The following is a 20,462-nucleotide window of genomic DNA, read 5'->3' on the forward strand; positions in this document are numbered from 1 at the left end:
TAACAATTACAAAAAGCAGATAGTTTTATGCCTGGGATGTTCGACACGCCTGTTATTTTGAACCTACATTTACTTTAAACGGGATTCCAATATTTCCAATAGGATGTCAGGCCTCCGTTTGCAGTGGAAGGCAGAGTATTGGTTGAGGTTACCCACCTAGCTTTGCTAGGAGTCAAAATACAGGAAACGGCATTTTGGGTATATTTGCTAAAGATAAGGTATGAATAGACGAAAGAATCTTTGTGTACAAAAGAATCATAAGGTACGGAAGATAAACATATAGTATACCAAAGAAGCATGTTTACAAAAGAACCGAAAATACAAAAGAGAAAAAAGAAGCTGCTGAAAAGCAGCTTCTTTTCTGCAACAGGCAATAAAGGAGTTATTATGCGAAAAGTGAAAAGTAAAAAAAGTAATTATCTGTTGCTGTTTTGTGGAGCACTTCTGGTTCTTATACTGGTGGTTCTGATAACGGATACAAAAGGGGAGAAAAATGGATATTCCGAACAATGTGTTTATCGGAATGAGATTCCCTCCTTGCTGCAGTTTACTTATTATTCCAAGGACGAATGGGCTGAGAAACTGCCGCAACAGGGAACACTTACCTATGATGATGTAAGTGGCATTCTGGAATTGCTTCATTTAAAAGAATATATTCCTTTGGATGATTCGAAAAAAAACATTGACCGGGCAGCCTGGTTTGCTATATATGATGAAATTTTAAGTTATCTTGATACCGATACGTCTGTCTTAAAAAAGGACATTCTTGTATTGAAAAAAGAAAAAAAACAGCTTACCACACAGGATGGCACTTATGCCATTATATCCAATCCAAAGTGGTATCAAAAGCTTCACAGTTATGGTGTTTATCTGTTGGAGGATAAAGTAATCGGGGTCGCCGCAAAGGATAAAGAAGATGTGGCATTGAAAAATGCCTATCTCATTTCAAATATAGAAGGAAATCTTACATTTCTTTATCAGGGAACAGAATACCAGCTGCCGGTTGATACCGATGAAGAATTATCAAATGTCGTAGCAGACATTTTTTTCAGTGAAAAAGAGATACATAAAATCAGCCGGAAGGAAGATACCATTACCGGAAAGCTGATATCAAAAACAGATACTGCAATGGAGATTAAGGGATATGGACAAGTTGCGATAGATAAAGCCATGAAAATATATGCAACTTATGATGGAATCCGGGAAGTCTCCATGGATGCGCTGATGCTGGAAAACATGGAAATTACATTTGTAGTGGCAGAAAAACAGATCTGTGCCATTCTTTTGACAGAGCCTGCTAAAATAGAAAACATCCGTGTTTTGTTATTAGACAATGATAATATGTTCCGCTCTGACGTATCCTTAGTATCGGATGTGCCGGTGCATCTTTATTATGGAGAAACAGAAACTGTATTAGAAGCAGGCAGCGTGATTACGGCGTCCAATTATGCCAATATACTTGCAACATCGTCTGTTTCATTAGTCGCAGAGGATGGCACATCGCCATTCTATTTTACTGACAATCAGGGCAATCGCATATCTCCGGCTTATGCAGGCAGCATGGAGCTTCGTATGTATCCGGAAGGATATACCGTGGTAAATGTAGTGGATTTAGAATCCTATGTAAAGGGCGTTATTCCAAGCGAGGTTCCATCTTCTTATGGAATGGAAGCCTTAAAAGCACAGGCTGTCTGTGCCAGAAGCTATGCTTATATCCAGATGATGCACAATAAATATGAAGCTTATGGAGCACATGTAGATGACAGTGTGAATTTTCAGGTGTATAATAAGCAGAATCAGACACCGGAAACGGTAGCTGCGGTAGATGAGACGAAAGGTCAGGTACTTTCTTATAAAGGTGATATTATAGAGACTTATTATTATTCCACATCCTATGGCCATACCGGAGATTACGAAGCCTGGAATCTTGATAAAGATGCTTATGGTTATTTGCAGGGCGTCTGGGTGCGCAGTGAAGAAAATCCCATTGATTTATCGGATGAAAAAAGCTTCTTGGATTATATCAGTAACGTAGACAGTGCCTGCTATGAATCGGATTTGAAATATTTCCGTTGGAATACTGTGCTTGATTTCCAGGGAAAAGATGAGACATTGCTTCATACGATAGCCGATAGAAAAGAGCACCAGCCAGAGGCAATTAGTTATTATAAAGATACATCTAAGACGGAAACAACAGACAGTTGCAGCAACTTTGGCTCATTGCAGGCAATAAAGGTGGTAAAACGCAATCAGAGTGGTGTTATTTTAGAACTGGAACTTGATTTCCAGAATGGTGCAGTCAGCGTACAGTCCGAATATAATATGCGTGCAATTTTGGGTTGTGGTATTACGAATATTAACCTTTTGGATGGAAGCAGTGTGGAAATGAGTATTCTGCCCAGTGCTTATATCAGTATACAGGAAAAAGGGGATGGAACTTATGCAGTCCTTGGCGGTGGTTACGGTCATGGCATTGGCATGAGCCAGAATGGGGCACAAAAGCTTTGCGGGCAGGGCTTTGATTATAAAAGGATATTAAATTATTTTTATCAGGATACAGAATTGACTGAGTTATATCAGCCACAAAATACGACGAAGGAAGAAGGGGGTGCATAAGTTTGCTCTGGAAACTGATTGGAAATGTAAAATCATTTTTAGATAAATGTAAACGGGATAATATCAATGCATTTGCAGCACAGGCAGCATTTTTTATCCTCTTATCCAGTATCCCGTTTCTTATGGTGTTCAGTTCCCTTTTGCAGTACACGCCGGTAACGGAAGGGATGATTTTACAGATTGTAAATGAAACAATGCCTGAATATATTGCGCCGTTTCTGGTAAATATTATCAATGAAGTCTATACCAAATCCTTTGGAATCGTATCGATTGCAGCCATTGCAGCAGTGTGGTCGGCAGCCAAGGGTGTGCAGTATATGGCAAATGGGTTGAATGTGGTAAATGATATTGTGGAGACCAGAAACTGGTTTGTTCTCCGTTTCTGGGCGATTATTTATACCGTTGTATTTGTCATTGCTATTGTAATCTCGCTGGTATTACTGGTATTTGGCAAATCATTAGAACATCTTCTGGTGAAGCATATTCCGATAATGACACATATTGTAAGCCTCATATTTGAACGTGGAAGCCTTATTATGATACTGGTGTTAGTCATTCTCTTTGTAGTGATTTTTACATTGATACCAAACCGTAAGGCAACCTTTCGTTCCCAGCTTCCGGGTGCAGTACTTTGTGCCATTGCCTGGTGTGTGTTTTCTGCCGGATTATCTATCTATGTGAATTATTTTAATGGATTTTCCATGTATGGAAGCCTGACTACATTGGTATTAATTATGTTGTGGATGTATTTTTGCATGTATATCCTGATGTTATGTGCGGAATTTAATGTGGTATTCGACGAATATATTGCAGGATTCATACAGCAGAAGAAGGAGCGGAAACGGGATAAAAAATAACTTGAAGTTTTAGAAACCCTGTGGTATTATAACATTTAGTGAAAAAGTAAAAGGCAATGAAAGTGTTCAGTAGGTTATTGTACTTTTTAAAGAGAGAGGAAATCATCGGCTGAAAGTTTCCTTAAGGTAAGGCAGTAATTGAATTTCGCACGGAAGCTGCACAGGTGAATGTTAGTAGTCTGTGACGTGATACGCGTTAAGTATTTATAAGTGTCTAATGATTTAGAAATCAGGGTGGTACCGCGGAGTAATTTCGTCCCTATGGGAAGAAAATGCTTCGCGTTTTTTACGTGAAAAATTCGCAAAGCGTATTTCTCGTAGTTTATTTATGAATGAAATAAAATGATAGAAGGAGATATTATTATGAAAGAAAAGCTGCAGAAAATCAGGGAAGAGGCAATTCATCAGATTGAATCATCCGGCGAACTTGGCAAACTGAATGATGTCAGAGTTGCATTTCTCGGAAAGAAAGGTGAACTCACCGCAGTATTAAAAGGAATGAAGGATGTTGCACCGGAGGACAGACCTCTGGTAGGACAGCTGGTAAACGAGACCAGGGAAGCTATTGAAAAGAAATTAGATGAGACAAAGCAGAAATTAGAAGCTGCCCAGATGGAACTGAAATTAAAACATGAAGTAATTGATGTTACACTTCCGGCTAAAAAGAACCGTGTCGGCCATCGTCATCCGAATACCATTGCATTGGAAGAAGTAGAGCGTATCTTTACCGGTATGGGCTATGAAGTAGTGGAAGGACCGGAAGTAGAATATGATTATTATAACTTTGAAGCGTTAAATATTCCTGCAAATCATCCTGCAAAAGACGAGCAGGATACGTTCTATATTAATGATAAAATCGTGCTTCGTACCCAGACTTCACCGGTACAGGTCCGTGTCATGGAAAAAGGCAAGCTTCCAATCCGTATGATTGCACCGGGAAGAGTATTCCGTGCAGATGAAGTAGATGCAACCCATTCACCATCTTTCCACCAGATTGAGGGAATGGTAATCGATAAGAATATTACATTTGCAGATTTAAAGGGAACGCTGCAGGAGTTTGCAGCCCGTCTGTTCGGACCGGAAACCAAAGTAAAATTCCGTCCGCATCACTTCCCGTTTACAGAGCCAAGTGCAGAGATGGATGTCACCTGCTTTAAATGTGGCGGTAAAGGATGCCGTTTCTGTAAGGGAGAGGGATGGATTGAAATCTTAGGCTGTGGAATGGTTCATCCGAAGGTGCTTCGTATGAGCGGTATTGATCCGGAAGAATATTCAGGATTTGCATTCGGAGTTGGTCTTGAGCGTATTGCTTTATTGAAATATGAAATTGATGATATGCGTCTCTTGTATGAGAATGATGACCGTTTCTTAAGACAGTTTTAATGAACAGGGAAGTTGAAGGGACATGCTTCCTGTAGTCGGAAAGAAAAGAACACAGTAGAGAGTTGATAGAAGGAGAAACAATATGAATACATCATTAAAATGGATAGAAGCTTTGGTTCCGGGACTTAATGTAGATGCACAGGAATATACCGATGCAATGATTCTGTCCGGTTCAAAAGTAGAATTTTACAAGAAAATGGATGCCGATTTAGAGAAAATCGTCGTTGGACAGATTAAGAAAATCGAGCCGCATCCGGATGCTGATAAATTAATTATCTGTCAGGTAGATGTGGGAACAGGTGAGGACGTACAGATTGTAACCGGTGCTCCGAATGTAAAAGAAGGAGATAAAGTTCCGGTTGTATTAGATGGCGGACGTGTTGCCGGTGGACATGATGGAAAGATGACAGAAGGCGGCATCAAAATAAAAAAAGGGAAATTAAGAGGAATTGAGTCCAATGGAATGATGTGCTCCATTGAAGAACTTGGTTCTACCCGTGATATGTATCCGGAAGCTCCGGAATATGGTATCTACATCTTCGCAGAGGATGAGGTAAAACCGGGTGATGATGCAATTAAAGCATTAGGCCTTGACGATACTATTGTGGAATATGAGATTACAAACAACCGTGTAGACTGTTTCTCAATCCTTGGAATTGCCAGAGAAGCAGCAGCAACCTTTAAGAAAGAATTTGTACCGCCGGTTGTAACTGAGACCGGAAATGATGAGGATGTCAATGACTATATTAAAGTAAATGTAGTAGACAAAGAATTATGTCCTCGTTATACCGCCCGTGTGGTAAAGAATATTAAGATTGCTCCATCACCAAAGTGGATGCAGCGCAGACTTGCAGCCCAGGGAATCCGTCCAATCAATAACATTGTGGACATTACCAACTATGTTATGGAAGAATACGGACAGCCGATGCATGCATATGACTGGGATACCATCGAGGGAAAAGAGATTGTTGTAAGACGTGCCGGAAAAGGCGAATTATTTACAACTTTGGATGGTCAGGAGCGTACTTTGGATGAAAACGTTCTGATGATTTGTGATGGCAGGAAAGCAATCGGTATTGCAGGTATTATGGGTGGCGAGAATTCCATGATTACAGACAATGTAAAAACCATGCTTTTTGAAGCTGCATGCTTCGATGGAACCAATATCCGCCTTTCCGGTAAGAAAATCGGGCTTCGTACCGATGCGTCTTCCAAATTTGAAAAAGGTCTGGATCCGAACCTTGCTATGGAAGCTATGAACAGAGCCTGCCAGTTAATCGAAGAATTAGGTGCCGGTGAAGTAGTTGGCGGAGCCATTGATATTTACGAGAATAAGAAAGAGGGCAGACGGATTCCTTTTGAACCGGAGAAATACAATAAATTATTAGGAACCAATGTTAAGCCGGAAGAAATGCTTTCCTATTTTAAACGTCTGGAATTAGGTTATGATAAAGAAACCAATGAAGTATTAGTTCCATCCTGGAGACAGGACTTAGAGTGTGATGCAGACCTTGCAGAAGAGGTAGCAAGATTCTTTGGTTATGCAAACATTCCAACAACCCTGCCAAGCGGAGAAGCTACTACCGGAATGTTATCCTATAAATTAAGAATCGAAGCAATTGCAAGAGAAATTGCAGAGTTCTGCGGTTTTTCACAGGGCATGAATTACTCCTTCGAAAGCCCGAAGGTATTTGATAAATTATTACTTCCGGAAGATTCACCATTACGCCAGACCGTAACAATTTCCAATCCTTTGGGAGAAGATTTCAGTATTATGCGTACCACATCCTTAAATGGAATGCTGACATCTTTATCAACCAACTACAACAGAAGAAATAAAGATGTACGTCTCTATGAATTAGGCAACATTTATCTGCCAAAGAGTGTACCGGTAACGGAACTTCCAGACGAGAGAATGCAGTTTACCCTTGGTATGTATGGTGAAGGTGATTTCTTTACCATGAAGGGCGTGGTAGAAGAATTCTTCTATAAAGTTGGAATGACGATGAAAGCTGAATATGATCCGAAGTCCGGAAGACCTTATCTGCATCCGGGCCGTCAGGCAAACATTGTATATGATGGTAAAGTAGTTGGTTACTTAGGAGAGGTTCATCCGATTGTAGCGGCTAATTACAATATCAAAGACAGAGTATACGTTGCAGTGATTGATATGCCATCTATTATGGATGAAACAACCTTTGACCGTAAATACGAAGGTATTGCCAAATTCCCGGCAGCAACCCGTGATATCAGTATGGTTGTTCCAAAAGAGATTCTTGCAGGAGATATCGAAAAAGTATTCGACAGCAAGGGTGGCGCTTACTTAGAAAGCTACACACTGTTCGATATTTATGAAGGAGCCCAGATTAAACCGGGTTATAAATCTATTGCTTATTCACTGACCTTCCGTGCAAAGGATAAGAACTTAGAGGAAGCAGATTTAAGCGGAGCAATGAACCGCATTGTAAAAGCATTAGAAGCAATGAAGATTGAACTGAGAGCTTAGAAATAGAGGAAAGAAACATGGATGTAAAAGATTTTGATTACGATTTACCGGAGGAACTGATTGCGCAGGATCCTCTGGAGGATCGTTCCAGTTCCAGACTCATGGTCTTAGATAAGAAAACAGGAGATATTGAACATAAAATATTCCGTGATGTAGTAGATTATCTGCAGCCGGGAGACTGTCTTGTGTTAAATAATACCAAGGTAATTCCGGCAAGACTGTTTGGAGTCAAAGAGGGAACGGAAGCCAAAATAGAGATTCTTCTTTTAAAGAGAAAAGAAAATGATATCTGGGAAACACTGGTAAAACCGGGAAAGAAATGTAATCCTGGTGTTAAGATTTCTTTTGGAGAGGGACTTTTGACTGGAGAAGTCTTAGAGGTCGTAGAAGATGGTAACCGGCTGATTCAGTTTCACTATGATGGAATCTTTGAAGAAATTTTAGACCAGCTTGGTCAGATGCCATTGCCGCCTTATATTACCCATCAGTTAAAGGATAAGAACCGTTATCAGACAGTATATGCCAAATATGATGGTTCTGCCGCTGCCCCAACAGCGGGACTTCATTTTACACCGGAATTATTACAGCAGATTCGTGATATGGGCATAGATATAGCAGAAGTTACCCTTCATGTGGGACTTGGCACTTTCCGTCCGGTAAAAGTAGATACCATCGAAGAGCACCATATGCATTCGGAATTCTACCGGATCGAACAGTCGGAAGCCGATAAAATCAATCGTGCCAAAGCAAATGGCCACCGGGTAATTGCCGTGGGAACCACCAGTACAAGAACTTTAGAGTCTGCAGCAGAAGAAGATGGCACCTTACGGGAAAAGAGCGGATGGACGGATATCTTTATCTATCCGGGCTATAAGTTTAAAGTTATAGATGCTCTGATTACGAATTTCCACCTGCCACAGTCTACCCTTGTGATGTTGGTGTCTGCTCTTGCAGGCAGGGAACATATTCTGGCTGCCTATAAGAAAGCAGTAGAAGAAAAATACCGTTTCTTTAGTTTTGGGGATGCTATGCTGATAAAATAATTTCTTATTGTCAGAATTCGAAATATAGGATAAAATAATTTTATTAGCTTTAATCTTGATAGAAGGAGAGGACTATGGACGAGAGAAGAAAACATAAACGATTGGATTTAGATGTATCTGTTCAGCTGGAACGTTTGGATCAGGATGATATTACTACTTTAAAATTTATTCATGTGGTAGTTACCGATATTTCACGTTCCGGAATCGGATTTGTTTCTGACCAGAATTTGAAAGTTGGAACCTACTATGATACCAAGATTCAGATTTGGACGAAAGAGGTCATTGATGCGGTACTTGAGATTGTCAGATGTGACCCGAAGGGGGACGGAACTTATAAATATGGCTGTGTATTTGTTGGAATGTCAGATACCGATGCATTAAAAATTGATATTTATCAGATTTTCAATGATGTCTAAAAGATAAACTTAGATATAAAAACTATGTTGTAAAAGAAAACCATGGAACTTTTTTCCATGGTTTTTTTGATATTATCAAGCATTTGTAAAGAACTGCCAGTGATAGACACTGTATGTTTTAAACTGATTTATATTTTAGATGTACAATTTCTGCAAATCTTTGTAGAAATCAGGGTAAGAAACCTCTGCAATTTCAGAATGCTCTAATTCGATACCACCATCAATATTTAGCGCAGCAATGGCAAAGCTCATGGCAATCCGGTGGTCAAGTCCTGCATCTATGGCTGCGGTGTGTAAGGTCTTTCCGCCGTGAATAATCATGCCATCATCCGTTGGGGTAACATCACAGCCTAATAACTTTAAGTTATCTGTTACCGTAAGAATACGGTCGGTTTCCTTTACCTTAAGTTCTGCAGCATCCCGGATAATGGTGATTCCTTCTGCAAAGGCTGCCATAACAGCAATCACAGGGATTTCATCAATTAAAGTCGGGATGAGTTCCCCTTCCACCACGGTACCATGAAGTGAACTGCCTTTTACCAGAAGGTCGCAGACCGGCTCACCGGATGCAGTTCTTGGATTCAGCCGTTCGATGGAGCCGCCCATTGCTTTGGCAACCTTTAAGATGCCGTCTCTTGTGGGATTGACTCCAACATTGCGGATTAAGACTTCGGAACCAGGAGTAAGTAACGCTGCCGCAATAAAATAGGCTGCCGAAGAAATATCTCCAGGAACTTCCACTTTCAGTCCGTTTAAAACAGGATCCGGTGCAATGGATGCAGTTGTTCCTTCAGAGGTGACTTTAGCACCGAAAGAGCGAAGCATTAGTTCTGTGTGGTTGCGGGAGAGTACCGGTTCCGTTACGCTGGTAATTCCGTCCGCATATAAGCCGGCTAAAAGGATACAGGATTTTACCTGGGCAGATGCAACCTTTGAAGTATAATCAATGGCATGTAATTCATGTCCGGTTATTTTTAAAGGAACACAGTTGTTATCCTTTAAACTTTCGATATCTGCCTGCATGAGACGAAGTGGTTCCATGATACGCTTCATGGGACGGGTGCGAAGGGAATCATCCCCATCTAACTGGCTGACAAATGGATTACCGGCTAAGATACCAGAAATCAGCCGGGTAGTAGTTCCACTGTTCCCCGCGTCTAAGATATGCTGTGGCTCCTTTAGACCGTGTAATCCTTTTCCATGGACAAGGACACGGCTTTTTTCCCGTTCAATTTCAATGCCCATTTCCTGAAAGCAGGAAATCGTAGAAAGACAGTCGGCACCCTCTAAAAAATTGGTGATTTCGGTTGTGCCGTTGGAAAGCGAACCAAACATAATTGCACGATGGGAAATGGATTTGTCTCCCGGAATATTTATTTCTCCATGTAAGGCATGGGCTTTTTTGATCTGCATAATAAAATCCTTTCTGGATGTATTCTGAAATATTGTCAATATTTTATCTAAATATTATCGTTCATAAACCGTATAGTGATATTTGCGAAGCAGTGCAATGGCACAGTTAAGTGCTTCTTCTTCATATAATTCAATACGAAGTACACCGTTTTCAAATTCACGGTTATGGATAATTCCAATATTTTTAATACTGATATTGTTGCTGGCAAGAATCGTAGCAATGGTTGCAATTCCACCGGCTTCATCAATCAGATCACAATAACATTCAAAGACTTTACGCAATGGACCGGAAGAAGTAATGGTGATAGAATCCCGGTAATCCTTGGCATGAGAGAAGAAATCATAGATTTCCTTTTCTTTTTTTTCTGCAATCAGACTACGCATGGTATTTAATTCTTCCGTATAGCGGTCAATGAGTGTTAAAATCTGCTCCCGGTTAGAGGCACAGATATGCTGCCACATTACAGGAGAAGAGGATGCAATTCTTGTAATATCTTTAAATCCGCCTGCTGCAATCGTCTTCATCGTCTCATTTTCATCATCGGTTTCACGAATCAGATTCACAAGACTTGCTGCAATAATATGCGGCAGATGACTGATAGAAGCGGTTGCATAGTCATGGGTTTTCGCATCCATAATCATAGGAACTGAGCCTAATGATGCAATATAATCCCGGAACGCATGAAGCACTGCGGTATCAGTTTTTGCAGTCGGGGTTAAAATATAATAAGCATTTTCCAATAAATAGGCGGTTGCAGCCTGATAGCCGGTCTTTTCAGAACCTGCCATAGGATGTCCGCCAATAAAAAAGGATTCTAACTCAAGGGCTGTAATACTTTCATGAATATCCCCTTTGACACTTCCTACATCAGAAAGAATACAGCCCTTTTTCAAAAAGGGCTTTAATTCTTTTATGTATTCAATATTTTTCTGTACCGGACAGCAGAGAAAGATAATATCACAGTCGGAGAAATCTTTCATTGCAAGCAGCGTATCATTGGAAATAGTATGGTCCTCAAAAGCTGCAGTTATGGTAGAAAGATGACCGGATGTGGCAATCAGTTCTGTTTCCGGGTAAATGCGTTTTATGGTCTTAGCCATCGAACCGCCGATAAGACCAAGACCAATAAAACCGATTTTCTTAAAGTCCATGTTACATTAAGCTCCTTCCGCTTAAGGAAATATATGGTTTGATATGTTCCATAACAGAATCGAACTGTTCGAAGTTCAGAGACTGCGGACCATCGGAAAGTGCATGTGCAGGGTCATTATGTACTTCAATCATCAGACCATCGGCACCGCAGGCAATACCGGCTTTAGCAAGCGGCTCAACGAAAGAGCGGACACCGGTTGCATGGCTTGGGTCAACGATGACCGGAAGATGGGTACGTTCCTTTAAGACACATACTGCACTTAAGTCTAAGGTATTTCTGGTGGAAGTCTCAAAAGTACGGATACCACGTTCACATAATGCAACGTTTGGACTTCCGGAAGAGATAATATATTCTGCTGCATTCAGCCATTCATCAATCGTAGCAGACAGACCTCTCTTTAATAAGACAGGAAGACCGGCACGGCCAACTTCTTTTAATAATTCGAAGTTCTGCATATTTCTGGCACCGACCTGAAGCATGCTGACATATTTTACAGCAGATTCTACGGCATGTGCACTGGTTACTTCACAAATGGTTGCAAGACCTGTTTCATCAGAAGCGGTCTTCATATATTTTAAACCTTCTTCCTCAAGACCCTGGAAAGAGTATGGGGAAGTACGAGGCTTGTAAGCACCACCACGAAGAATGGTTGCTCCTGCCTTCTTGACTGCACGGGCAATGCAAAGAAGCTGTTCTTCTGTTTCGACGGCACAGGGACCAGCCATAATTGTCATGGTATCAGGACCGATTACGGTATCCTTAACCTTGAAGCTGGTTGGCTGTGGGTGGAACTTCTTATTGGCAAGCTTGTAGCTTTCGGTAATTGGAACTACCTTTTCTACTTCAGGGCTGGCTTCAATGCGCTGAATATCTAATTTGGTTTTATCGCCGACAACTCCGATAATGGTAACTTCTTCACCATGGGAAAGATGTGTTTTTAATCCTTCTTTTTCCACTGCATCTACAATTTTATCTACATCCTGTGGAAGAGCGGATGGTTTCATAACAATAATCATAATTTATAATCCTCACTTAAAAAAATGTCACCTGACCGGACTATTATAATATGAGAAGAAACGGAATGCAACCGCATCTCTCCGGTGGTGCATGTATACTATAACGGAATCAGAATATAATGTCAATACTTTAAAGCGTTAAAGTTTAACGTGCGAAAACATAAAATTTCACAATAAAATCATCAAAAATAGTGCAAAATGTTTACTACATATTTACAATTCATTCATAAATGTTGTGTATAATACATAATATGGTTGAAGAAAATAACTTGATTTAGTAAAATATATACATAAATCTATAGTACAGGAGGAATAACATATGGAAGTATTTACAACGGACAGAATCAGAAACGTCGTGCTTTTAGGACATGGTGGAGCGGGAAAGACCAGTCTGGTGGAAGCAATGGCATATTTATCCGGCATGACAACCCGTATGGGAAAGATTTCTGATGGAAATACTATCAGTGATTTTGATAAAGAAGAAATCAAAAGACAGTTTTCCATCCATACTTCGGTTGTTCCGGTTATCTGGGATAATACCAAGATTAATTTCTTAGATACTCCGGGATATTTCGACTTTGTCGGTGAAGTGGAAGAAGCAGTCAGTGCCGCAGATGCAGCAATTATCGTGGTATCCGGCAAGAACGGAATTGAAGTCGGTACGAAGAAAGCCTGGGACATCTGCGAGAAATACAATCTTCCGAGAATGATATTTGTTACGGAGATGGATATTGATAATGCAAGCTTCCGGCAGGTAGTAGAAGATTTACAGCAGTTATATGGCAAGCGGATTGCTCCATTCCATCTGCCAATTCGTGAAAACGAGAAATTTGTAGGCTATATCAATGTGGTTCGTAAGAGTGCCCAGAGATGGAATGATAAGGGTGAAGTAGTAGAATGTGAGATTCCGGAATACAGCCAGAATAACCTTGGAATCTGTACCGATGCCCTGATGGAAGCGGTAGCAGAAACCAGTGAAGAATTTATGGAGCGGTATTTTAATGGTGATGAATTCTCAGAAAACGAAATCCGTCAGGCACTTCGCGTGAATGTGGCAGATGCCAGCATGGTTCCGGTTTCCATGGGTTCCAGTATTCTTGCACAGGGTATGTACACCTTGTTAGATGACATTGTAAAATATTTCCCAAGCCCGGATAAGCGTTCCTGTACTGGAATCAATGCCAAGAGCAATGAAGTATATTCTGCAGATTATGATTTCTCAAAGCCAAAATCAGCATATATCTTTAAAACAATTGTAGACCCGTTTATTGGAAAATATTCTCTGATAAAAGTAAATTCCGGTGTGTTAAAAACCGATGATTTGCTTTTTAATCATCATCGGGATACAGAAGGCAGGATTGGAAAACTCTATGTAATGTGCGGCAGCAAACCACAGGAAGTACCGGAGCTTCATGCCGGAGATATCGGAGCATTAGCAAAGCTTTCCGGAGCTATGACAACCGATTCCCTGTCTACAAGAGCCAATCCGATACTTTTTATCCGGACAAGTATTTCAGAGCCATATACCGGCATGAGGTATAAAGCAAAGAATAAAGGTGATGAAGATAAAATTTCCCAGGCACTGCAGAAAATCATGCAGGAGGACTTAACCATTAAGACGGTAAATGACAGTGCTAATCACCAGACACTGATTTATGGTATCGGGGAACAGCAGTTGGAGGTTCTGGTAGAAACCTTAAAGAATAAATATAAAGTAGAGATTGAACTGAGCCGTCCGAAGGTTGCGTTCCGTGAAACCATCCGCGGAACCTCAGATGTGGAATATAAATATAAGAAACAGTCTGGTGGACATGGCCAGTATGGACATGTAAAGATGCGTTTTTCACCATCGGGAAATCTTAAGGAAGCCTATGAGTTCTCGCAGGAAGTGGTTGGCGGAGCGGTTCCGAAGAATTTTTTCCCTGCAGTAGAAAAAGGGCTTCAGGAGGGCGTGCAGAAAGGACCTTTGGCGGCATATCCGGTACTTGGTATCAAGGCAGTGCTTTATGACGGTTCCTATCATGCAGTAGATTCTTCGGAAATGGCATTTAAGGTTGCTGCAAGAGAAGCCTTAAAGAAAGGAATCTTAGAAGCAAAGCCGGTGCTTTTAGAACCGATTGCCAGCCTTAAGGTTACATTACCAGACGTTTATACCGGAGATGTAATGGGAGATTTAAATAAGAAGCGGGCAAGAGTTCTGGGCATGACACCGGATAACAAAGGAACCACCGAGATTTTAGCGGATATTCCTTATATTGAATTATATGGTTATGGCACAAGACTTCGTTCCATGACGCAGGGAAGCGGAAATTTCTCCTACCAGTTTGCCAGATACGAACAGGCACCGGAGGAAGTCGCAAGGGTACAGATGGAAGAACGGGCATCCAAGCTTGCTTCAGAAGAGGATAAATAGTGTAGTGAGATAAGTGTAATGAGAAAAAATATCTGTTAAGACAAACGGATGAGGAAAGAGAGGTGGTGGTGACATGGGAAAGAAAAGAACATTTTTTGCAATTGTTTTGATTATTGCACTGTTTTTCGATAATTCGCAGTTCTCAGAAGCAAAAGCACTTCGTTCTCTGCCAATCACTACCTCTCTTTATTACAGCATGGAGCCGGAAGATGCCAATGTATTAAAGGAAGATTATGATATCACCTATTACTTAAATGGTGGAATCCCTTCTTCTGATTTGACTTATAACTATATTATAGAAGAACTTCCTCTAACCCTTGATATACCGGAAAAACCGGGATATAATTTCGCTGGCTGGTATACCGAAAGCAGTTATCAGAATAAGATTACAGAGATAAACATTGATAATTTCGGAGACGTATCTTTATACGCAAAATGGACCAAGAAGATTGATTCTTCTTACAGCGTGGAAATGTATCCATATTCCACGGCATCACAGATGAGCGGAAATGACCGGATGTTAAAGGATTGTGGATTCAGCTTTGCCTATGATGTAAATATTCCGGGAATGCCATCCACCAGGGAACAGGATTATGCACAGAATATGACATCCACGGACAACCAGTGTCCGCAGGGTATCTGCATTACCGAAGATTATTATATGATTACAGCATATAATACGGATGATTCGGAAAGCCTTGGAGCCCTTTATATCTTTGACAAAGAGACCGGAGAATATATGGTTACTCTTGGCATGAAAAAGAACAGCCATCTTGGAGGACTTACCTACGATGGAAGAAATGTCTGGATCTGCCATTCGGATACGAGGTCTTTGGAGCGGCTTAGTTACAGTTATATAAAAAAGATTGCAGAGTCCAAACCGAAGATTTTTGTGGATGCCACCGGAATGTTTGAAGAATACCGTGTAGCGAATATGCCATCCTGCATTACCTGGCATGATGGAATTCTCTGGGTAGCAACACACAATGCCTTATTCAAATCCATTATGATTTCTTATAAATATCAGGATGGAGAACTGATGGAACAGCAGCGCTACCAGATACCGGAAAAGGTGCAGGGAATTGCTTTTGATGAACAGGACAGAGTGTATTTAAGCACATCCTATGGAAGAAGCAATTCATCCTATTTAAAGATTTACCAGAATGTAGATGCAATGGATACAAAGCCGCGGGCACCGGAACTTAAGGTGGAAATGCCACCATGTTCCGAAGAAATTAATTATGCAGACGGCAATATCTATGTGCTGTTTGAATCGGCAAGCTCGAAATATTTTGAAGGCACAGACGGAAAAGGGAAGAGCATTTGTCCGATAGACCGGATTCTTACAATTGATACAAATACCATTTTTCCTTGACAAATTGAGGGCATGTGATAGAATTTTATGAGTATAAGTCTCTAAAAAGGCATTCTATCAGCATGTCCTTATTTTATGGACGAAAGCTGTTTTAATTAGGAGGAATTGAAGATGTCACAAACAACAGTACCGTATAATCACAGAGCGGTAGAGCAGAAATGGCGTAAAGTCTGGGAAGATAAGCCAATTAACGTAAATGATGGCAAGAAGCCGAAATACTATTGTCTGGATATGTTTCCATACCCATCCGGAAACGGACTCCATGTAGGTCACTGGAGAGGCTATGTAATATCTGATGTATGGAGCCGCTATAAGCTTATGCATGGATATTATGTCATTCACCCGATGGGATGGGATGCATTTGGTCTTCCGGCAGAGAACTACGCAATTAAGATGGGTGTTCATCCGGAAAAATCTACCGCTGAAAATATCAGGAATATCAAGCGTCAGATTCAGGAAATTGCTGCAATCTATGACTGGGATATGGAAGTAAATACCACCGATCCTGAATTCTACAAATGGACACAGTGGATTTTTGTAAAAATGTTTAAAGCCGGACTTGCTTATGAGAAAGAGATGCCAATTAACTGGTGCCCATCCTGTAAGACTGGTCTTGCCAATGAAGAAGTTGTAAATGGTAAATGTGAGCGTTGTGGTGCTGATGTTACCAAGAAGAACTTAAAGCAGTGGATGCTTAAGATTACCAAATATGCTGATCGTCTTCTTGCAGACCTTGATAAACTTGACTGGCCGGAAAAGGTTAAGAAAATGCAGACGGACTGGATTGGTAAGAGTAATGGAGCAGAAGTCAACTTTAAGGTGGATGGAAGCGATAAAGAGATTACTGTTTATACCACAAGACCGGATACTCTTCACGGAGCAACCTTTATGGTACTTGCACCGGAGCATGCTTTGGCAAAAGAGCTTGCAACTGATGAGACAAGAGCTGCAGTAGAGGATTATATCTATCAGTCATCCCTGAAATCTTCTGTAGATCGTTTGCAGGATAAAGAAAAGACTGGTGTATTTACCGGTTCTTATGCAATCAATCCGCTGAATGGTGCAAAGGTTCCAATCTGGCTTTCTGATTATGTATTAGCTGATTATGGTACCGGAGCAATTATGTGTGTTCCTGCACATGATGACCGTGACTTTGAATTTGCAAAGAAATTCAATATTCCAATCATCCAGGTTATTGCCAAAGATGGTAAGGAAATTGAAAATATGACCGAAGCTTATACCGAAGCAAAAGGTATTATGATTAACTCTGGTGACTGGAATGGAATGGAGTCATCCGTTCTTAAGAAAGAAGCTCCGGAAATGATTGAAAAGATGGGCTTTGGTAAGAAGACAACCAACTATAAATTAAGAGACTGGGTATTCTCCCGCCAGCGTTACTGGGGCGAGCCAATTCCAATCGTACATTGTCCGGATTGTGGAGCAGTTCCGGTTCCGGAAGAAGAGCTTCCATTACTGTTACCAGAGGTTGAATCTTATCAGCCGACAGGTACCGGAGAATCACCGTTGGCAGATATTACGGAGTGGGTAAATACCACATGTCCTTGCTGTGGTAAGCCTGCAAAACGTGAGACCAATACCATGCCTCAGTGGGCAGGTTCATCCTGGTATTTCTTACGTTATGTAGATAACAAGAACAAAGATGAATTAGTAAGCCGCGAGAAAGCAGATAAATATCTTCCAGTTGATATGTATATCGGTGGAGTAGAGCATGCAGTACTGCATCTTCTGTATTCCCGTTTCTATACCAAATTCTTATATGATATCGGAGTAATTGACTTTGATGAGCCATTTACCAAACTGTTTAATCAGGGTATGATTACCGGTAAGAATGGTATCAAGATGAGTAAATCTAAAGGAAATGTCGTCTCACCGGATGATCTGGTTCGTGACTACGGCTGTGATTCCTTAAGATTATATGAGCTGTTTGTTGGACCACCGGAATTGGATTCTGAGTGGGATGATCGTGGAATCGATGGTGTATACCGTTTCATCACCAGATTCTGGAATCTTGTAATGAGCCAGAAGGATGCAGATGTTGCTGAGACTAAAGAACTGGTTAAGATTCGTCATAAACTGGTATATGATATTACCCAGAGACTGGAAAGCTTCAGCTTAAATACTGTAATTTCAGGATTCATGGAATACAACAACAAACTGATCGACCTTTCCAAGAAGGGCGGCGTAGATAAGAAGACACTTGAAACTTATGTGCTTCTTCTTGCTCCATTTGCACCACATATTGCAGAAGAACTGTGGAGCGAGCTTGGTCATGATACTTCTGTATTTGCAGAAAGATGGCCGGAGTATGATAAAGATGCAATGGAAGATGATGAAGTTGAAATTGCAGTACAGATTAACGGCAAGACAAAGGGTGTTGTCAGCATTGCAAAAGATGCTTCCAAAGAGGATGCACTTGCTGCAGGAAAAGCTGCAATTGCAGATAAGCTTACCGGCAATGTGATCAAAGAGATTTATGTACCGGGCAAAATTATTAACATTGTAATGAAATAATTGAGAAGAAATTCTCACAACAGAATAAAGTGCTTGGAAATATTGAAAAGTTCGCTTAAAATCAAGGTTTGCAGACATTTTTCTTCAAAGAAAAGGTATCATAGAATACCGCATAATATCGTAACAGATTTTTAAAATGGAGTAAATTTGGAGTAAAAGTTGAAAGAAAATGGAGTAAATATTTCAAATAAACAAGGATATGCATTTTTGCATATCCTTGTTTGCTATAATCCTTTTATAGAAATGTGACTTTGCTTGTCAATTATGGTAAAATCTATTCAGATAGTTATATGTTTATGTAGGGAGATAAATTGTAATGGAAAATACAGAAAAATATCGGGGTACTACTTCGGAATTAGATTCGGAGGCAATACAGAAATTATATTACGAGTATCAGATGACAAATCAAGAAATAGCAGATATGACATGGAGTACAAAAGCAAATGTCAATAAAGTGTTAATTCATGGGATAAAGCATTATACATCTTGGTTTATGGAAATGTTATCAGAAGATGATGAGAAAATTTTTAGAAAAATGTTAATGTACCACAAATTCAGTTATTGGAATGAGAAACAGCAAAGACGGTATCTTATTAAAAATAGTAGGGATGGAAAAATATGTTTAATATATTTTGATGAAAAATGTGTTAAATGTATGTTTGATGAATTTGTTCCAGAGGATTTAAAAACTCTTTCAATAGTTGAAAAAATGAATATATATAATGAAATGGACTATGAGGTGCTGAAATGTAGTGAACGGGATAGCATTTTGAAAAAGGAATGTATTTTACTAAATGGAGATTCTAAACAGCTTTTTAAAAAAGCGGCTCATAAAAGAAATATGAAAGGAAAAGAATATGCTCAATTTCTTGGATTTGAAAGTTGTTTAACAGAAAAGGATTCAATTAGAGATTCTAGAATAATCAAATTTTTTGAGGAACATATGGTTGATGGTGTTGTACAATTAAGTTCATCACCAGAAAATCAATGGATTCGAAATTATGCACATCGTTGTGGAATGCATTTAGATGAATTTCTTGATTTTTATGGATATAAAAAATCAAGGCGTGCTGATGAGTATGTTTCTGAAAATAAGAATATAAAGTATAAGAAAGAGTTAAGTAAATACATTATAGAGCCACCCAATATCGTATATTTTTCTTCACAAGACAAAATTTATCAAACAATATATAATGTAGCAAAGTTGAATGAAATGTCAATAGATGAGTATATTTTGTCATTAGGGTATGTTCGTTCTAAAAAAAGTAATACGATAAAAGAACTAACAGAGGAAATTGATGAAATTATAGATTTGGAAGAGCAGGAAATCAGAAAAAAAGAAATATCAGAAAATAAGATAGAACGAAATCATAAGTTAATAGATAAACTAAAAAGAGCATATGATTATGAATGCCAATTATGTTCAAATGAGCAAAGAATGCCAATAGAAAAACAAGATGGAACAAAATACGTAGAAGTACATCATATAAAAAATCTGTCTGAAGAATATGATGAAGAAGGAACTTTGGATAGGCTTAATAATCTCATAGTTGTTTGTTCAAATCATCATAAGATGTTGCATTATCATAAAGGTGGTTATCGGAAGATTAAGATAGTAAATGAAGTTTTAGCGTTTGTAAATGATTCAGAAGAAGTTATTCCAATTATTACAAACAAACATTTAAAAAGTGATGAATAGTATGGAATGACAGAAGAACGGATTGTGCAAATGTAGTGA

At 39.7% G+C, this 20,462-nt stretch carries 13 protein-coding genes, 1 other RNA gene and 1 other annotated feature; of the genes, 11 read left to right on the forward strand and 3 right to left on the reverse strand.

Translation table 11 applies throughout. From position 1 onward, the window contains the following. Window positions 1-25 precede the first annotated feature (25 nt). The 7 genes from ssrS to DWY37_RS01330 all read left to right on the forward strand — a co-directional run bounded on the left by ssrS (window position 26) and on the right by DWY37_RS01330 (window position 8,821). Window positions 26-205, forward strand: a non-coding RNA gene (gene ssrS, locus DWY37_RS01300) — 6S RNA. A 182-nt stretch (window positions 206-387) separates the two neighbouring features. After that, window positions 388-2,616: a SpoIID/LytB domain-containing protein gene (locus DWY37_RS01305; RefSeq protein ID WP_158575640.1), complete on the forward strand. Its 2,229-nt coding sequence runs from the start codon at window positions 388-390 to the stop codon at window positions 2,614-2,616. 2 nt (window positions 2,617-2,618) lie between these two features. Beyond that, complete coding sequence (locus tag DWY37_RS01310) at window positions 2,619-3,473, forward strand: YihY/virulence factor BrkB family protein (RefSeq protein ID WP_117698998.1); 855 nt, start codon at window positions 2,619-2,621, stop codon at window positions 3,471-3,473. A 47-nt stretch (window positions 3,474-3,520) separates the two neighbouring features. Beyond that, window positions 3,521-3,737: a binding site (T-box leader), on the forward strand. Window positions 3,738-3,836: 99 nt separating this feature from the next. Further along, window positions 3,837-4,856 carry a phenylalanine--tRNA ligase subunit alpha gene (gene pheS, locus DWY37_RS01315; protein WP_117698997.1) on the forward strand — a complete coding sequence of 340 codons (1,020 nt, stop codon included), beginning with the start codon at window positions 3,837-3,839 and terminating at the stop codon, window positions 4,854-4,856. A gap of 82 nt (window positions 4,857-4,938) precedes the next feature. Beyond that, complete coding sequence (pheT, locus tag DWY37_RS01320; protein WP_117698996.1) at window positions 4,939-7,362, forward strand: phenylalanine--tRNA ligase subunit beta; 2,424 nt, start codon at window positions 4,939-4,941, stop codon at window positions 7,360-7,362. Between the two features lie 17 nt (window positions 7,363-7,379). Next, a complete protein-coding gene (gene queA, locus DWY37_RS01325; RefSeq protein ID WP_117698995.1) occupies window positions 7,380-8,405 on the forward strand; it encodes a tRNA preQ1(34) S-adenosylmethionine ribosyltransferase-isomerase QueA in 1,026 nt (341 codons plus the stop codon). 74 nt (window positions 8,406-8,479) lie between these two features. Next, window positions 8,480-8,821, forward strand: coding sequence for a PilZ domain-containing protein (locus tag DWY37_RS01330; RefSeq protein ID WP_022243876.1), 342 nt, complete (start codon window positions 8,480-8,482; stop codon window positions 8,819-8,821). Between the two features lie 135 nt (window positions 8,822-8,956). On the opposite strand, the gene aroA is transcribed toward DWY37_RS01330, so the two are convergent. The 3 genes from aroA to aroF are packed head-to-tail and all read right to left on the reverse strand — an operon-like array spanning window position 8,957 to window position 12,404. Beyond that, entirely contained in the window at window positions 8,957-10,234 is a 1,278-nt protein-coding gene (aroA, locus tag DWY37_RS01335; protein ID WP_117698994.1) for a 3-phosphoshikimate 1-carboxyvinyltransferase, read from the reverse strand. A gap of 54 nt (window positions 10,235-10,288) precedes the next feature. Next, window positions 10,289-11,386, reverse strand: a complete 1,098-nt coding sequence (locus DWY37_RS01340; protein ID WP_117946983.1) for a prephenate dehydrogenase — start codon at window positions 11,384-11,386, stop codon at window positions 10,289-10,291. Between the two features lies 1 nt (window position 11,387). Further along, a complete protein-coding gene (aroF, locus tag DWY37_RS01345) occupies window positions 11,388-12,404 on the reverse strand; it encodes a 3-deoxy-7-phosphoheptulonate synthase (RefSeq protein WP_022243873.1) in 1,017 nt (338 codons plus the stop codon). 319 nt (window positions 12,405-12,723) lie between these two features. On the opposite strand from aroF, the gene DWY37_RS01350 reads away from it, so the two are divergent. The 4 genes from DWY37_RS01350 (at window position 12,724) to DWY37_RS01365 (ending at window position 20,423) form a co-directional block, all read left to right on the forward strand. After that, window positions 12,724-14,817 (forward strand): elongation factor G, encoded by a 2,094-nt coding sequence (locus DWY37_RS01350; RefSeq protein ID WP_118544392.1) that lies wholly within the window; start codon window positions 12,724-12,726, stop codon window positions 14,815-14,817. A 73-nt stretch (window positions 14,818-14,890) separates the two neighbouring features. Further along, window positions 14,891-16,192, forward strand: a complete 1,302-nt coding sequence (locus DWY37_RS01355) for an InlB B-repeat-containing protein (protein WP_117698991.1) — start codon at window positions 14,891-14,893, stop codon at window positions 16,190-16,192. 111 nt (window positions 16,193-16,303) lie between these two features. Beyond that, a complete protein-coding gene (gene leuS / locus DWY37_RS01360; RefSeq protein WP_117698990.1) occupies window positions 16,304-18,724 on the forward strand; it encodes a leucine--tRNA ligase in 2,421 nt (806 codons plus the stop codon). A gap of 316 nt (window positions 18,725-19,040) precedes the next feature. Continuing rightward, a complete protein-coding gene (locus tag DWY37_RS01365; protein ID WP_118544391.1) occupies window positions 19,041-20,423 on the forward strand; it encodes an HNH endonuclease in 1,383 nt (460 codons plus the stop codon). Window positions 20,424-20,462 lie beyond the last annotated feature (39 nt).

This window comes from Roseburia sp. AF25-13LB (assembly GCF_003478915.1).
Taxonomy (GTDB): domain Bacteria; phylum Bacillota; class Clostridia; order Lachnospirales; family Lachnospiraceae; genus Roseburia_C; species Roseburia_C amylophila.

Coding starts and splice junctions, on each gene's coding strand:
- DWY37_RS01350 (WP_118544392.1), top strand. CDS start 12,724: ATGGAAGTATTTACAACGGACAGAATCAGAAACGTCGTGCTTTTAGGA.
- aroF (WP_022243873.1), bottom strand. CDS start 12,404: ATGATTATTGTTATGAAACCATCCGCTCTTCCACAGGATGTAGATAAA.
- queA (WP_117698995.1), top strand. CDS start 7,380: ATGGATGTAAAAGATTTTGATTACGATTTACCGGAGGAACTGATTGCG.
- pheT (WP_117698996.1), top strand. CDS start 4,939: ATGAATACATCATTAAAATGGATAGAAGCTTTGGTTCCGGGACTTAAT.
- pheS (WP_117698997.1), top strand. CDS start 3,837: ATGAAAGAAAAGCTGCAGAAAATCAGGGAAGAGGCAATTCATCAGATT.
- DWY37_RS01365 (WP_118544391.1), top strand. CDS start 19,041: ATGGAAAATACAGAAAAATATCGGGGTACTACTTCGGAATTAGATTCG.
- DWY37_RS01340 (WP_117946983.1), bottom strand. CDS start 11,386: ATGGACTTTAAGAAAATCGGTTTTATTGGTCTTGGTCTTATCGGCGGT.
- aroA (WP_117698994.1), bottom strand. CDS start 10,234: ATGCAGATCAAAAAAGCCCATGCCTTACATGGAGAAATAAATATTCCG.
- leuS (WP_117698990.1), top strand. CDS start 16,304: ATGTCACAAACAACAGTACCGTATAATCACAGAGCGGTAGAGCAGAAA.
- DWY37_RS01355 (WP_117698991.1), top strand. CDS start 14,891: ATGGGAAAGAAAAGAACATTTTTTGCAATTGTTTTGATTATTGCACTG.
- DWY37_RS01305 (WP_158575640.1), top strand. CDS start 388: ATGCGAAAAGTGAAAAGTAAAAAAAGTAATTATCTGTTGCTGTTTTGT.
- DWY37_RS01330 (WP_022243876.1), top strand. CDS start 8,480: ATGGACGAGAGAAGAAAACATAAACGATTGGATTTAGATGTATCTGTT.